This window comes from Gordonia sp. QH-12, from assembly GCF_001578675.1.
GTDB classification, from domain to species: Bacteria; Actinomycetota; Actinomycetes; order Mycobacteriales; family Mycobacteriaceae; genus Gordonia; species Gordonia sihwensis.
This window is the reverse complement of record NZ_KQ969286.1, coordinates 61,170-74,415: the sequence shown is the minus strand read 5'-3', so window position 1 is coordinate 74,415 and position 13,246 is coordinate 61,170. Positions and strand designations below refer to the sequence as shown.

The window sequence follows — 13,246 nt, the reverse complement described above, 5'->3', positions numbered from 1 at the left end:
GCAACGACCTCGGTTTATTCAGTAAACGTGCTCATCGTGGAGACTTCACGGTGTGCTCATGTCTTCTGCTACCTGTCCTGACTCCCTGCGGAGCCCTCACTGTTGATGATCCCGCCGATGTGCTCGGCCAGATCCTCTGGTCTCACGGCGACGCCGCGATCCCGTAGCGCCGTGCCGAAGGCGTTGCGCCGCACCGCAAGCGAGAGACATCTCTCATCGCGGTGCAGCCAGGCGCCTCGTCCCGGCAGTCTCCCCCGTTCGTCGATCGCCACCTGCGATGCGCTGTCCGCGTCTCGCACAGCCACCAGCCTGACCAGGTGTGAAGCTTGATCACGCCGGCGACAGCCGATACAGGTACGCACCGGAGATGTCGACGTTCGAAGGGCCACAGGTCAGTCTAGCGTATCGGAGGACTCGACGGCGCCACCGTCGGCGTCGCGGGGACCGCCGTCGCCCGCATCCGACCGGATGTCGATCCGCCACCCGGTGAGCCGGGCCGCCAGCCGGGCGTTCTGCCCCTCCTTGCCGATCGCCAGCGACAACTGGTAGTCGGGCACGATGACGCGCGCGGCCTTGGTCTCCTTGTCGATCACGGTGACCGAGACCACCTTGGCCGGCGACAGCGCGTTGCCGACGAAGACCGCCGGATCCGCGGCGTAATCGATGATGTCGATCTTCTCGCCGGACAGTTCGCTCATCACGTTGCGCACCCGCTGTCCCATCGGACCGATGCACGCGCCCTTGGCGTTCAGTCCGGCCACGCCGGTGTGGACCGCGATCTTGGAACGGTGACCGGCCTCGCGGGCCACGGCGACGATCTCGACCGACCCGTCCGCGATCTCGGGTACCTCGAGCGAGAACAGCTTGCGGACCAGGTTGGGATGCGTGCGCGAGAGCGTGATCTGAGGTCCGCGGGCCCCGCGCGCCACCCCGACGACGTAGCACTTGATCCGCTCGCCGTGCTTGTAGCTCTCACCGGGCACCTGCTCCGCGGGCGGGATCACGCCCTCGGTGGCGTTGGAGTCGGTGCCGATCTGCACGATCACCATGCCTCGCGCATTCGCCTTGGCGTCGGCCTGCACGATGCCGCCGACCACTTCGCCCTCGTGGGCGACCAGTTCGCCGTACGTCTTCTCGTTCTCGGCGTCGCGCAGACGCTGCAGGATCACCTGGCGCGCAGTGGTCGCGGCGATGCGGCCGAATCCCTCCGGCGTGTCGTCCCACTCGTGGACCACGGTGCGGTTCTCGTCGAGTTCCTGAGCCATCACGCGGACCTGACCCGATTTGCGGTCGATGTCGATGCGGGCGTTCGGTGCGAACCCGTCGGTGTGCCGGTAGGCGGTGAGCAGAGCTGTCTCGATCGCCGAGAGCACGGTCTCGGTCGGCACGCCCTTGTCGGCCTCGATCAAACGCAGCGCGCTGATGTCTATGTGCATGGTGGCGACTCCTATTCGCTTTTCGGATTGAGTTGTCGGCGGGTGAAGTGAATGTCGTTGGCGGGCGTCACGATTCGCGACGACGCGCGATCTCGTCGTCGTCCAGGCCGCAGGCACGCAGGGCCGCTTCGCCGGGCCTGCCGAAGTCGACCTCGACCACCGCGCGCGCGATATCGGCCAGCTCGACCTCGAAGGAGCGGATCCGGCTCTTGTCGACTGTCACCAGGGTGACGCGGCCCTCGTCGCTGGGGCCCACCCGGGCTTCGACGGTGCGGTCCACACCCTCGTCGGTGTACTCGACGCGGACCTTGCGTCCCTGATTGCGGCGCCAGTGGCGCGGCAGCGTCAGCGGCCGGCCGATCCCCGGCGTCGTGACTTCGAGGTCGTACGGGGACTCGCCGAGCAGGTCGGACTCGTCGAACACCGCCTCCAGGCTCCGGCTGAGCTCGGCGACCGCGTCGAGCGACACTCCGCCGTCACGATCGACGACGATCCGGATCTCGCGGCGTCCCGGCGGGGTCAGCACCGCGACCTCCTCCAGATCGAATCCGAGCCGATCGAGGGTCGAAGCCACCAGGTCGCTGATGCCGCCGGTCAGAGCCTCCGCAGTCATCGTGCGCGTCCTCCTGGGTTTCGGTATCGGGAACCGCTGCCGCGGTTCCCGTCGGCCGCCGGGCCGGGCTTCGAGTGTAGTCGACTCGTCCGACTGGCAGAATCGTCCACCGTGACACGAGTGCCGATACAGGATCCCCCCGCCCCCGAGCCTCCGCAAGCCGGTCGCCCCGCCACGGGGGTGCCGCGCCGCAGTGTGCTCCGCGGCGGCGTCCTCGCCGGTGCCGCCGCAGTCGCGGGATGGTCGCTGACCGCATGCGATACCGGGCCGACGCAGCGACAGCTCGACGCCGAGACGCTGCTCCCGCACGCCCAGGCGGCGCTGCGGCAGCAGCGGGCGGCCACCGCGCTCGCGCCGCGGAACACCGCGTACACCGAGGCCCTGCGGACCGTCGCCGATCAGCGCGGCGCGCACCTGAAAGCGCTGCGCGACGAGATCAACCGGCTGCACTCCTCGACTGCCGACCGGATCGACTCGCCACCGGCCGCGCCCACGGCGTCGGTGGCGGCCCTCGGCGTCTCGATCGAACGGTCGGCCACCAGCGCGGCGGATGCGTGCGCGGGTCTGTCCGGCTTCAGCGCCGGGCTCCTCGGCTCGATCAGCGCCTCCTGCCAGACCCTCGCGAAAGTGCAACTCGCATGAGCCAGAACGCCGCTCTCGACACCGCCGCGGACGCGGAGAACACCGCCGTCTTCACCTACGGCGTGCTCACCGCCTTCACCACCGGAGAGGTGCGCGACACCGTCGCGGAGTACATCGCCGCGCACCGGGTGCGACGCGACCAGCTGAACGAGGCACTGCTCGCCGCCGGCCAGCCCGAGCGCACCCCGGCGGCCGGATACCTGCTGCCCGTCGACGTGACGGACCAGGCCACCGCCGCGAAGGCCGCGCTGGCCGCCGAGAACGACTGTGCGAAGGCCTACCGGGCACTGTTGGAGCAGGCCGATTCGCAGGCGGTGCGCCGGACCGCCGTCGACGGGCTCACCGACTGCGCCCTGCGATCCTCGTACTGGCGCTCGATCGCGGGCGAGAAACCGCTGACGGTGGCCTTCCCCGGTCAGTAGGACCGGAGAGGGCGCCTGGCCCGCGTCACCCGCCTAGGGTCGTCACCATGGCGACAGCGCGCATCGGTTCGATCACCCTCGACTGCGACGATCCCGTCGAGCTCGCCCGCTTCTGGTCGGCGATGCTCGACGGGACCGTGACGCACACGTCCACGAGATATGCCTGTGTGCGGGCCGGCTCCATCGTGATCACCGCGCTTCGGGTGCCCGACCACCGGCCTCCGGAATGGCCCGGCGGTGCGGTGCCGAAGCAGATCCATCTCGACCTGGTGGTCGCCGATCTCGACGAGGGTGCGGCCGAGGCGGTCCGCCTCGGCGCACGGCTGTCGCCACAGCAGGCCGCGCCGGACCTGTGCCGAGTTCTCTTCGACCCCGCCGGGCATCCGTTCTGCGTCTGCCTCGACCGCGCGCCGTTCTAGCGCCGGCGGTCAGCCGCGCGCGGCCGTGACCACCGCGTCGACGGCTCCGTCGACCGGCGCCGCGGAGGTCTCTCCGGTGAGCCGGTCGCGGATCTCGACGGTGCCGTCGGCCCAGCCGCGGCCGACGACCACCACGACCGGCATACCGAGCAGCTCGGCGTCCTTGAACTTGACGCCGGGCGAAGCCTTGCGGTCGTCGAAGAGCACGGACAGTCCGGCGGCGTCGAGATCGGCGGCCAGCTGTTGCGCACCGGCCACCGCGGCCTCGTCCTTGTTCGCGATCACCAGGTGGACGTCGAACGGCGCCACCTCGCGCGGCCAGCGCAGGCCCTTCTCGTCGTGCCACTGCTCGGCGAGCACCGCGACCATCCGCGAGACGCCGAGACCGTACGAGCCCATCGTGGGGCGCACCGGCTTGCCGTTCTCGCCGAGCACGTCGAACTCGAAGGCGTCGGTGTACTTGCGGCCGAGCTGGAAGATGTGACCGATCTCGATGCCCTTGGCGGCCTCGAGCACACCTCTGCCGTCGGGGGACGGATCACCGGCGCGCACCTCGGCGGCCTCGATGACGCCGTCGGGAGTGAAGTCGCGGCCGCACACCAGATCGACGTAGTGCTTACCGGGCGCATCGGCCCCGGTGATCCACGCGGTGCCGCTGACCACACGCGGGTCGACCAGGTACGCCAAGCCCGCCGCCTGGACGGCCTTCGGTCCGATGTACCCCTTGACGAGCTGCGGATTGGCCGCGAAGTCCGCGTCGGTGAGCAGTTCCACCTCCGCCGGCTCCACCGAGGCCTCCAGCCTCTTGAAGTCGACCTCCCGATCGCCCGGCACCGCCACCGCGGTGATCTCCCACTCACCTCCCGGCCTGCGGATCTTGACCATCACGTTCTTGAGGGTGTCGGCGGCGGTGTAGTCACCGTCGAGCTCGCGGTTGGCCCAGTCGACCAGGGTCTCGATGGTCGGGGTGTCGCCGGTGTCGTGGACCACCGCCTCGGGGAGCCCGTCGAGCGGGATCGCCTCGGGAACCGGGGTCACCACGGCCTCGACGTTGGCCGCGTAGCCCGACTCGGTGCTGCGGACGAAGGTGTCCTCGCCGACCTCGCATTCGGCCAGGAACTCCTCCGAGGCGCTGCCGCCCATGGCGCCGGAGGTCGCCGCGACGATGACGTACTTGATGCCGAGACGGTCGAAGATGCGCTGGTACGCGGCACGATGAGCGTCGTACGAGGCCTGCAGACCCCGCTCGTCGAGGTCGAACGAGTACGAGTCCTTCATCACGAACTCGCGCCCACGCAACAGCCCGGCCCGCGGGCGCTCCTCATCGCGGTACTTGGTCTGGATCTGGTACAGGGTGACCGGCAGATCCTTGTACGAGCTGTACTCGCCCTTGACCAGCTGCGTGAAGATCTCCTCGTGCGTGGGCCCGAGCATCATGTCCGCGCCCTTGCGGTCCTTGACGCGGAACAACGCCGGCCCGTACTCGGTCCAGCGCCCGGTGGTCTCGTACGGGTCGCGCGGCAGCAGCGCGGGCAACAGGATCTCCTGCGCGCCCATCGCGTCCATCTCCTCGCGAACGAGGTTCTCGACCGCGCGGAACACCTTGAGCCCCAAGGGCAGCCACTCGTAGACGCCGGGGGCGGCACGCCGGATGTAGCCCGCGCGCACGAGCAGCTTGTGGCTCGGCACCTCGGCATCGGCCGGGTCGTCGCGGAGGGTGCGCAGGAACAGGTTCGACATCCGTGTGATCACGATGTACCAGCTTAATGGGATCACCGGCGGGTTCGTTAGGGTGGTCGCGTGCTCGTCATCCTGCCTCCCTCGGAGACCAAGTCGGACGGCGGCGAGGCCGCTCCGCTCGATCTCGACTCGCTGGTTCTGCCGGAGCTCAATCCGGTCCGGCGCAAGCTCGCCGAGGCGATCGTCGACCTCTCCGCCGATCTCGACGCATCCCGCACGGCGCTGGGTCTGGGCGCGACGGCCGTCGCCGAGATCGAGCGCAACGCCGATCTCTGGGAGTCGCCGACGCGCACCGCGATCACCCGGTACACCGGCGTCCTGTACGACGCCCTCGACTATCCGGGCATGACCCGCGCGGCCAAGACCAAGGCCGGCGACCGACTGATGATCGGCTCGGCGCTGTTCGGCGTGGTCCGGGCCGACGACCGCATCCCGGCCTACCGGCTCTCCGGCGGGTCCCGGCTGCCCGGTTTCGGCACCCTCGGCGCACTGTGGAAGCCGGTGCTGTCCCCCGCTCTCGACCGCATCGACGACTTCGTCGTCGATCTGCGCTCGGGCGTCTACCAGAAACTCGGTCCCGTCGACGGTGCGGTGACCGCGACCGTGGTGACCGAGGCCGCGGACGGCTCGCGGAAGGTCGTGAGCCATTTCAACAAGCACTTCAAGGGACTGGTGGCGCGCGAACTGGTCCGGACCCGGCGGAACGTCCGGGATGTGAACGCGCTCGCCGCCGTCCTGTCCGACGCCGGCCAGCGCGTCGAGATCACCTCTGAGTCGCAGATCACGGTCGTCACCGGCTGATCCGACCCCCGATCGGCGGTCCGCACCGCGACTCGCACGGCGCGAGAGCCGGTCACTTGGCCTGAGGGAAGAACCACTGGTCGTCGTCGGTCTCCGGAGTGTCGTCGGCCGGATTCACTTCGACCACCTCGTCGAGCTGTGCCTTCTGTGCCCGGAGGCGGCCGTATCCGTACGCGGCGGCCATGCCGATGACGCCGGTGACCAGGCCGATCGTCTGCAGCTCGCCGGAATCGCCTGCCTCCGCCGAGATCCGGTAGATCCAGCCGTTGAGCGCGACGACCGCCAGCGCTCCGAACGTGAGCGGGATGACGAAGGTGGTCATGGTGCTCGGCGGTGTGGGCGCGATGCCCGCGCGGCGGCGATGGATCTGCCAGGCCGACATGACGACGACGGCCAGCGCGACGAGAATCGCCGTGACCGACGGGGGCACGAACCAGGAGGCGACGGCCGCGACGAGCAGGATCAGTCCGGAGAGTCCTGCGGCTGTGCGTGCGTTCATCTCGACCACCCGCTCAGAACCGCAGAGCCCGGTCGGCGTCGGTGAAACCGGCGACCGGACCGATCACCGCGATCGCCGGGGCGATCAGCTTCTCGTCGACAGCGGTCTGCGCGGCGTGCGCGAGGTCGGTGCGCAGGAGACGCTGATCCGGCCGCGAGGCGTTCTCGATGAACGCCACCGGGGTGTCGGCCGGTCGCCCGCCCTCGAGCAGGGCCGTCGCGAACTCGTCGATGCGCTTGACCGCCATCATCAGCACGATGGTGCCCCGCAGCCGCGCGAGCGCCGCCCAATCGGTGAGCGAGTCGGGGTGCCCCGGAGCCACGTGGCCCGACACGATGACCACCTCGTGCGTCACGCCGCGGTGAGTCACCGGGATTCCGGCCAGGCCGGGAGCCGCGATCGGGCTGCTGATGCCGGGGACCACGGTGACCGGCACACCCGCCGCCACGCAGGCCTGGAGTTCTTCGAATCCGCGGCCGTAGACGTATGGGTCGCCGCCTTTGAGGCGGACCACGAACTTGCCCGCCCGCGCGCGGTCGACGAGGAGATCGTTGATCTGTTCCTGACGCATCGCGCGGCCGTAGGGCACCTTGGCCGCGTCGATGATCTCCACCTGCGGACCGAGCTCGTCGAGGAGTGCGATGGGCGCGAGCCGGTCGGCCACCACCACGTCCGCCTCGGCGAGCAGCTTGCGGCCGCGCACCGTGATGAGATCGGCGTCGCCGGGACCTCCGCCCACCAGGGCCACGCCCGCGGCGTGCCTGCGGTCGTCGTCGATGCGCAGCGAGGTGCCGTCCGCGAGAGCCTCGGTGATCGCGGCGCGCACGGCCGCGGAGCGACGATGGTCGCCGGCCGCCAGCACCCCGAACTGCAGATCGCGGTGGACTCCGGACGCCGGGGTGACGGCGGTTCCGCGGCGGGCGTCGTCGGCGCGCACGCAGAACACTCGCCTGCGTTCGGCCTCCGCCACCACCGCCGCGTTGACGTCGGGATCGTCGGTGCAGGCCATCGCATACCAGGCTCCCTCGAGGTCGCCGTCGGCGTACGCACGCCGATGCACGGTGATCGCGACCTCCGACTCGACGGCCGGCGTGGGGTCGAGCGCGACGACGTGGACGTCGGCGCCGGCGGCGATCAGGTTCGGCAGGCGCCGTTGCGCGACGCTCCCGCCGCCGATGACGACGACCTTGCGTCCGTGCAGATCCAGCCCCGCGAGGTAATGCGCTTGCATGAGCGATCAGCCTACCGGGACCGCACCGGCGGCTAGACGTGCAGTCCGCGCCTGCGCTCCCGCTCGATCGCGCGCTCGCGGGCGTCCTCGAACTTGGCGACCTTGATGTCCATCTCGGCGAGGAAGGCGGCGAGCTTGTCGCGGTACATCTGGCCGACCGGGCCGAAGTCGTCGCGATCGAAGATCCGCCACTTGCGCAGCACGGGCATCACGACATCGGCCATGTGCTGCGGCAGGTCGTAGATGCCGCCCTTGGCGATCAGGACCGCGTTCCTGCGGAAGTTCGGCATCGTCGCACCGGGCATCTGGAAGTTCGAGACGATCGTGTAGATCGCCACCATCGCCTCGTCGGGCACCAGATCGAGCGCCCCGGCGACGACGTTCCGGTAGAAGAGCATGTGCAGGTTCTCGTCGGCAGCGACTCGCTGGAGCATCCGGTCGGCGATCGGGTCGCCGCAGGCCTTGCCGGTGTTGCGGTGGCTGACGCGCGTCGCGAGCTCCTGGAACGAGACGTAGGCCACCGCGAAGAGCATGTCGTAGCTGTGGTCGCGCTGTCCGTCGTCGTCCGGCAGCGGGTTGAACCCACCGATCATGTGCGTCATCCGGGTCTGCTCGAGTTCCACCGGATCGACGCCCCGCGTCACGACGAGGTAGTCGCGCATCACGATCGAGTGCCGCATCTCCTCGGCCGTCCAGCGCCCCACCCAGAAGCCCCAGGCGTCGTCGAGGCTGAAGTTCTCGGCGATCACCCGGTGGTACGACGGCAGATTGTCCTCGGTCAGCAGGTTCGTGATCATCGCCGCCTTGGCGGTCTCCGACAGCTGCGACTGCTCCGGATCCCAGTCGACGCCGCCGAGCGCCGCGAAGTTCCGGCCGTCGTCCCACGGCACGTAGTCGTGCGGGTTCCAGTCCCTCGTCATCTTCATGTGGCGCTCCACCTCCGTCTCGCAGACGGGCAGGAGTTCGCGAAGCAGGTCCGAGCCGCTCATGGGCTTGCCGATCAAACTGGTCATATTCCTACGATCTCGCTCACGACCAGCGATTTCAGGGGGCGAAGGTCCCGTGGCGATTAGGCCCCGAGTCGCCCGCCGCCCTGTTGTAGCGTTGAGGCATGGTCGAGTCGCCTCGTAAGTACCGCGTGTTCCTCGTCGACGACCACGAGCTCGTCCGCCGTGGCCTTCGCGATCTGCTCAGCACCGCCGACGATCTCGAGGTCGTCGGCGAGGCGGCCACCGTCGCCGAAGCCGGAGTCGGCATCGCTGCGACGAAACCCGACGTCGCGGTGCTCGACGTGCGGCTGCCCGACGGCAACGGCGTGGAACTGTGCCGAAGCGTGCGGAGTGCGCAGCCGTCGGTGCACTGCCTGATGCTGACGAGCTACGCCGACGACGACGCCCTCCTCGCCGCAGTCCTCGCCGGGGCCTCCGGCTTCGTACTCAAGCAGATCCTCGGCCACAATCTGATCGCCGCTGTGCGGACGGTCGGCGCCGGCGGATCGCTGCTCGACGACCGCAGCACCGCCGCGCTGCTGGCTCGCCTGCGCGACGGTGAACCGTCCGATCCCCTGGCCCGGCTCACCGGCCAGGAGCGCGAGGTCTTCACCCTGATCGGCCAGGGCATGACCAACCGGCAGATCGCCGACCGGATGTTCTTGGCGGAGAAGACGATCAAGAACTACGTCTCGCGCATCCTCTCGAAGCTCGACATGCAGCGCCGCACTCAGGTGGCGGTGCTGGCCACCGAACTGCGCGAACGCGAACGGTAGTCGACGGCGTCAGCGCAACGGCGCGGTCCACGTCAACGTGGTGCCCGACGCCGCGCTCGAGGTGATCGTGAAGCTGCCGTCGCAGTCGTCGGCGCGGCGGGTCAGGTTCGCCAGTCCCGACTGCCGGGCGGTCGGCGGAATACCGCATCCGTCGTCGGAGATCTCGACGGTCACGACGTCGTCGGCCGCGATGCGCACCCGGATGTGCTCGGCGCCCGAATGCCGGAGCGCGTTGGAGATGCCCTCCCGCAGCACTGCCTCGATGTGCGGCGCCAGGGCGTCGGGGACGAGCGTGTCGACCGGCCCCATGAACGCGACGCTCGGCACGATCGGCGCATGGGTCGCCAACTCGGCGACCACGTCGAGCGCGCGCCTGCGCAGCGTCGCCGCCTCGCCATGACCGGGAAGGCCCTGCAGATCGAAGATCGAGGTGCGGATCTGCGCGATGGTGGCGTCGAGGTCGGTGATGACCTGCTCCATCCGGGCGTCGTCGGCCGAGGCGGACCCGGCCTGCATGGTCTGCAGCGACATCCCGATCGCGAAGAGCCGCTGAATCACCAGATCGTGCAGGTCGCGGGCGATCCGGTGGCGGTCTTCGAGCAACTGCAGATCGCGCGCCAGTTCCTGCTGGTCGGCGTAGGCCAGGGCCAGCGAGGCCACGCGCGCGACACCCTGCAGGCCCGCGACCTCCTCCCCGGTCCAGACCCGTCGCTCGGGGTGGGTGAGGACGATCGCGCTCCGGCCGTTGGTCGGCTGCAGGGGCTGCATCGAGACCCACCGCGCTCCGTGCCGCAGCCACGGCACCGTGTGTGTTCGCACCTCGCGGACCAGGAGCTTGCCGTCGGCGCGCTCGTTGTCCGGGTCGACGACCTCGAACAGGTCCTCGGTGCAGGGCGCGGTACCGGTGTGTCCGGTGAGGACGCTGCCGGTCACGATGAACACGTCCACCGCCCCGGTGAGCGCGGAGACGTCGCGGCACAGTCCGTCGAGGGTGTCTTCGAGCGCCGTGCCCGCCAGCGGTTCGGATCCGCGGTCGGCGATCACCTGCATCCAGCGCAGCCGGGCCTGGGCCCGCTCGAAGGCGCGCGCGTTGTCGACTGCGATGCCCGCGGCCACCGCGAGGACCGCGACGATCTTCTCATCGAGCGGCGTGAACTCGGGGGCACCCTGCTTCTCAGTCAGGTAGATGCTGCCGAACAACTCGTCGCGGACGATGATCGGCGCGCCCAGGAAGGTGTCCATCGGCGGATGGTTGGGCGGGAACCCCACCGAGGCCGGATGATCGGACAGCTTCGGTATGCGCAGCACCTCGGGACGGTGCAGCAGTTCGCCGAGGACGCCGCGGCCCACCGGCAGCGGCCCCATCCGAGCGCGGACCTCCGGTTCGATGCCCGTGTACACGAACGCCTGGAGACCGAGCTCGGGCCCGCGGACCCCGAGCGCACAGTATCGGGCGTCGAGGACGTCGGCCGCCACCTCGACGATCCGCTGCAGCGCCTGGTCGAGTTCGAGACCGCGACCCACCAGCAGGACCGCTTCGAGCAGGTCGCGGAGCGCGGTCGGGTCCTCGACGCTGGCGTGGGCGAGCGCGTCCAGTGCCGCGTGGACCTCCGCCAGATCGCGCCTGCGAGTCATCGGACCGCCTCCTCCGGCGAAGGGCTCGGGATGTCGGCGGCCGCGGCCGCCGACACGAATCGTGCCACGGCGGCCGGCTGTCCCACCGGGTGAACGTGCAGATACGACGCGTGCACCCCGCGGTGGATCACGCCGTCGGTCGCCGGTCCGTCGCCACCGTGCCACCCCCAGGCGGGCACCACGTCAGTGGCGAGATCGACGCTGCTGCGGTGGAATTCGTGGCCGGTCACCCGTTCACCGGTGCGATAGAGAACCGAATCGGCCACGGCGACGGCGTCGCGGTAGCCGAGCGTGAGCCGCGGCCCGAAGGCCCCGGTGCCCGGCAGTGCGCCGACCATCGGGACGCCGTCGAGCGCGGACAGCAGGTACAGCAGGCCCGCGCACTCGGCCTGCACCGGCCGGCCCGCGGCCACGTGATCGCGCAGTCCGGCACGGAGGGAGTGGTTGGCGGCGAGCTCGTCCGCGTGGGCCTCGGGGAAGCCGCCGCCGATCACCACCGCCGCGGCGTGCTCCGGAAGCGGATCGTGCAGCGGGTCGAAGCCGGCCACCTCGGCTCCCGCCGCGCGCAGGAGTTCGGCGTGCTCGGCGTACCCGAAGGTGAAGGCGGCGCCCTCCGCGACGGCCACCACCGGCCGCCGGTGTGGGCCCGTCACCGCGCTCGGGTCCGCGGCGGCGATCGCGTCGGCCGCCGACCAGGCGATCGCCGCGGGCGGTCGGGCCCGGCGTGCGATCTGGACGATCGCCGGAAGGTCGAGCGCCGCCCCCACCTTGGCGACGATCGCGGCCACCGAGTCCAGCGCGTCCCGCCGGCGCTCGGCGGCCGGGATGAGTCCTAGGTGCCGCGACGGCACGGTCAGATCGGCGTCGCGCCGCACCGCGCCGAGCACCGGCAGTCCGACGCGGTCGCAGGCCTGTCGGAGGACCTGTTCGTGCCGCTGTGAGCCGACGCGGTTGAGGATCACGCCCGCCACGCGGACCCGGGCGTCGTACCCGAGGAAGCCGTGGAGCAGTGCGGCGAGCGACTGGCTGTGCCCGCCGGCGTCGACCACCAGGATCACCGGTGCGCCGATGAGGGTGGCGACGTGCGCGGTGGAGCCGACGCCGAGCGGGTCGGGATCGTCGGTGATGCGGCCGTCGAACAGGCCCATCACGCCCTCCACCACGGCGATGTCGGCGTCGGCGGAGCCCGCGGCCAGCAGTGGTGCGATGACGTCGGCGCCGACCAGGTTGGGGTCGAGGTTCCGGCCGACCCGGCCCGCCGCGACGGCGTGGTATCCGGGATCGATGTAGTCCGGTCCCACCTTGAAGGGCGCGACCCGGTGCCTGGCGGCGACGAGCGCGCCGATCAGGCCGGTGGTGATCGTCGTCTTTCCGCTGCCGGACGCCGGCGCGGCGATCACGACCGCCGGGACTACCACTCGATGCCCTTCTGGCCTTTGCGGCCCGCATCCATCGGATGCTTGATCTTCGTCATCTCGGTGACCAGATCGGCGGCCTCGATCAGCGCCTGGGGCGCATACCGTCCGGTGATGACGACGTGCTGCGTCCCGGGGCGGTTGCGGAGGGTCTCGACCACTTCGTCGGTGTCGATCCAGCCCCAGTGCAGCGGGTAGGTGAACTCGTCGAGGACGTAGAAGTCGTGCTCCTGCGCGGCGAGGCGCCGCGTGATCTCCGCCCATCCGGCCCGCGCCGATTCGGCGTGGTCCTCGACGGCGTCGTCACCGCGCTGAATCCACGACCATCCCTGTCCCATCTTGTGCCACTGCACAGGGCCGCCGGCGCCGGTGTCCCGATTCAGGCCGCCGAGGGCGAGCATGGAGTTCTCCTCACCGACCTTCCACTTCGCGCTCTTGACGAACTGGAAGACGGCGACGTCCAGACCGGCGTTCCAGGCGCGCATCGCCATGCCGAACGCGGCTGTCGACTTCCCCTTGCCTGCCCCGGTGTGTACGGCGAGCACCGGCAGCCGGCGTCGCTGCCGGGTGGTCAGTCCGTCGTCGGGAACGGTCTCGGGTACGCCCTTGGGCACAGTGCATCCTCCAG

Annotated in this window: 15 protein-coding genes; 5 read left to right on the top strand and 10 right to left on the bottom strand. The window is 70.2% G+C overall.

Annotated elements, in window-relative coordinates; all coding sequences use genetic code 11:
* Positions 1–68 precede the first annotated feature (68 nt).
* From Y710_RS18425 to rimP, 3 genes are all read right to left on the bottom strand, one after another.
* The gene (locus tag Y710_RS18425; RefSeq protein ID WP_231875687.1) at positions 69–299 is read right to left on the bottom strand and encodes a YlxR family protein; all 231 of its coding nucleotides are present in this window, start codon (positions 297–299) and stop codon (positions 69–71) included.
* Positions 300–392: 93 nt separating this feature from the next.
* Complete coding sequence (nusA, locus tag Y710_RS06115; RefSeq protein WP_006897857.1) at positions 393–1,436, bottom strand: transcription termination factor NusA; 1,044 nt, start codon at positions 1,434–1,436, stop codon at positions 393–395.
* A 67-nt stretch (positions 1,437–1,503) separates the two neighbouring features.
* Positions 1,504–2,049 carry a ribosome maturation factor RimP gene (gene rimP, locus Y710_RS06110; RefSeq protein ID WP_006897858.1) on the bottom strand — a complete coding sequence of 182 codons (546 nt, stop codon included), beginning with the start codon at positions 2,047–2,049 and terminating at the stop codon, positions 1,504–1,506.
* Between the two features lie 111 nt (positions 2,050–2,160).
* Here rimP and Y710_RS06105 point away from each other — a divergent pair, with 111 nt between their 5' ends.
* The 3 genes from Y710_RS06105 to Y710_RS06095 are packed head-to-tail and all read left to right on the top strand — an operon-like array spanning position 2,161 to position 3,532.
* The gene (locus tag Y710_RS06105; RefSeq protein WP_062366817.1) at positions 2,161–2,691 is read left to right on the top strand and encodes a hypothetical protein; all 531 of its coding nucleotides are present in this window, start codon (positions 2,161–2,163) and stop codon (positions 2,689–2,691) included.
* The gene (locus Y710_RS06100) at positions 2,688–3,113 is read left to right on the top strand and encodes a ferritin-like domain-containing protein (protein WP_006897860.1); all 426 of its coding nucleotides are present in this window, start codon (positions 2,688–2,690) and stop codon (positions 3,111–3,113) included. The genes Y710_RS06105 and Y710_RS06100 overlap by 4 nt, the downstream gene beginning before the upstream one ends.
* A gap of 47 nt (positions 3,114–3,160) precedes the next feature.
* The gene (locus Y710_RS06095; protein ID WP_006897861.1) at positions 3,161–3,532 is read left to right on the top strand and encodes a VOC family protein; all 372 of its coding nucleotides are present in this window, start codon (positions 3,161–3,163) and stop codon (positions 3,530–3,532) included.
* Between the two features lie 9 nt (positions 3,533–3,541).
* Here the strand turns inward: Y710_RS06095 and Y710_RS06090 are convergent, their stop codons facing one another.
* The gene (locus Y710_RS06090) at positions 3,542–5,272 is read right to left on the bottom strand and encodes a proline--tRNA ligase (RefSeq protein WP_039868026.1); all 1,731 of its coding nucleotides are present in this window, start codon (positions 5,270–5,272) and stop codon (positions 3,542–3,544) included.
* Between the two features lie 60 nt (positions 5,273–5,332).
* Here Y710_RS06090 and yaaA point away from each other — a divergent pair, with 60 nt between their 5' ends.
* The gene (gene yaaA, locus Y710_RS06085) at positions 5,333–6,073 is read left to right on the top strand and encodes a peroxide stress protein YaaA (protein ID WP_006897863.1); all 741 of its coding nucleotides are present in this window, start codon (positions 5,333–5,335) and stop codon (positions 6,071–6,073) included.
* 52 nt (positions 6,074–6,125) lie between these two features.
* Here yaaA and Y710_RS06080 read toward each other — a convergent pair whose 3' ends face one another.
* Genes Y710_RS06080 through Y710_RS06070 form a run of 3 tightly spaced genes read right to left on the bottom strand, consistent with a single transcriptional unit; the run spans position 6,126 to position 8,816 of the window.
* A complete protein-coding gene (locus Y710_RS06080) occupies positions 6,126–6,572 on the bottom strand; it encodes a hypothetical protein (protein ID WP_006897864.1) in 447 nt (148 codons plus the stop codon).
* Positions 6,573–6,585: 13 nt separating this feature from the next.
* Positions 6,586–7,803: a uroporphyrinogen-III C-methyltransferase gene (gene cobA / locus Y710_RS06075; protein WP_006897865.1), complete on the bottom strand. Its 1,218-nt coding sequence runs from the start codon at positions 7,801–7,803 to the stop codon at positions 6,586–6,588.
* Between the two features lie 32 nt (positions 7,804–7,835).
* Positions 7,836–8,816: an acyl-ACP desaturase gene (locus Y710_RS06070; RefSeq protein ID WP_039868014.1), complete on the bottom strand. Its 981-nt coding sequence runs from the start codon at positions 8,814–8,816 to the stop codon at positions 7,836–7,838.
* 98 nt (positions 8,817–8,914) lie between these two features.
* On the opposite strand from Y710_RS06070, the gene Y710_RS06065 reads away from it, so the two are divergent.
* Positions 8,915–9,568: a response regulator gene (locus Y710_RS06065; protein WP_006897867.1), complete on the top strand. Its 654-nt coding sequence runs from the start codon at positions 8,915–8,917 to the stop codon at positions 9,566–9,568.
* Positions 9,569–9,577: 9 nt separating this feature from the next.
* Here Y710_RS06065 and Y710_RS06060 read toward each other — a convergent pair whose 3' ends face one another.
* The 3 genes from Y710_RS06060 to cobO are packed head-to-tail and all read right to left on the bottom strand — an operon-like array spanning position 9,578 to position 13,232.
* Complete coding sequence (locus tag Y710_RS06060) at positions 9,578–11,203, bottom strand: GAF domain-containing sensor histidine kinase (RefSeq protein WP_006897868.1); 1,626 nt, start codon at positions 11,201–11,203, stop codon at positions 9,578–9,580.
* A complete protein-coding gene (locus Y710_RS06055) occupies positions 11,200–12,621 on the bottom strand; it encodes a cobyrinic acid a,c-diamide synthase CobB (RefSeq protein ID WP_062366815.1) in 1,422 nt (473 codons plus the stop codon). The genes Y710_RS06060 and Y710_RS06055 overlap by 4 nt, the downstream gene beginning before the upstream one ends.
* Complete coding sequence (cobO, locus tag Y710_RS06050) at positions 12,615–13,232, bottom strand: cob(I)yrinic acid a,c-diamide adenosyltransferase (RefSeq protein WP_045541006.1); 618 nt, start codon at positions 13,230–13,232, stop codon at positions 12,615–12,617. Before cobO ends, Y710_RS06055 begins: the two co-directional genes overlap by 7 nt.
* Between the last annotated feature and the right edge of the window lie 14 nt (positions 13,233–13,246).

Excerpts from the sequence above, each read along its gene's own strand:
- Y710_RS06070 (WP_039868014.1), bottom strand. The coding sequence starts at position 8,816 with ATGACCAGTTTGATCGGCAAGCCCATGAGCGGCTCGGACCTGCTTCGC.
- Y710_RS06060 (WP_006897868.1), bottom strand. The coding sequence starts at position 11,203 with ATGACTCGCAGGCGCGATCTGGCGGAGGTCCACGCGGCACTGGACGCG.
- Y710_RS06095 (WP_006897861.1), top strand. The coding sequence starts at position 3,161 with ATGGCGACAGCGCGCATCGGTTCGATCACCCTCGACTGCGACGATCCC.
- Y710_RS06065 (WP_006897867.1), top strand. The coding sequence starts at position 8,915 with ATGGTCGAGTCGCCTCGTAAGTACCGCGTGTTCCTCGTCGACGACCAC.
- nusA (WP_006897857.1), bottom strand. The coding sequence starts at position 1,436 with ATGCACATAGACATCAGCGCGCTGCGTTTGATCGAGGCCGACAAGGGC.
- Y710_RS06090 (WP_039868026.1), bottom strand. The coding sequence starts at position 5,272 with ATGTCGAACCTGTTCCTGCGCACCCTCCGCGACGACCCGGCCGATGCC.
- Y710_RS06100 (WP_006897860.1), top strand. The coding sequence starts at position 2,688 with ATGAGCCAGAACGCCGCTCTCGACACCGCCGCGGACGCGGAGAACACC.
- rimP (WP_006897858.1), bottom strand. The coding sequence starts at position 2,049 with ATGACTGCGGAGGCTCTGACCGGCGGCATCAGCGACCTGGTGGCTTCG.
- Y710_RS06080 (WP_006897864.1), bottom strand. The coding sequence starts at position 6,572 with ATGAACGCACGCACAGCCGCAGGACTCTCCGGACTGATCCTGCTCGTC.
- cobA (WP_006897865.1), bottom strand. The coding sequence starts at position 7,803 with ATGCAAGCGCATTACCTCGCGGGGCTGGATCTGCACGGACGCAAGGTC.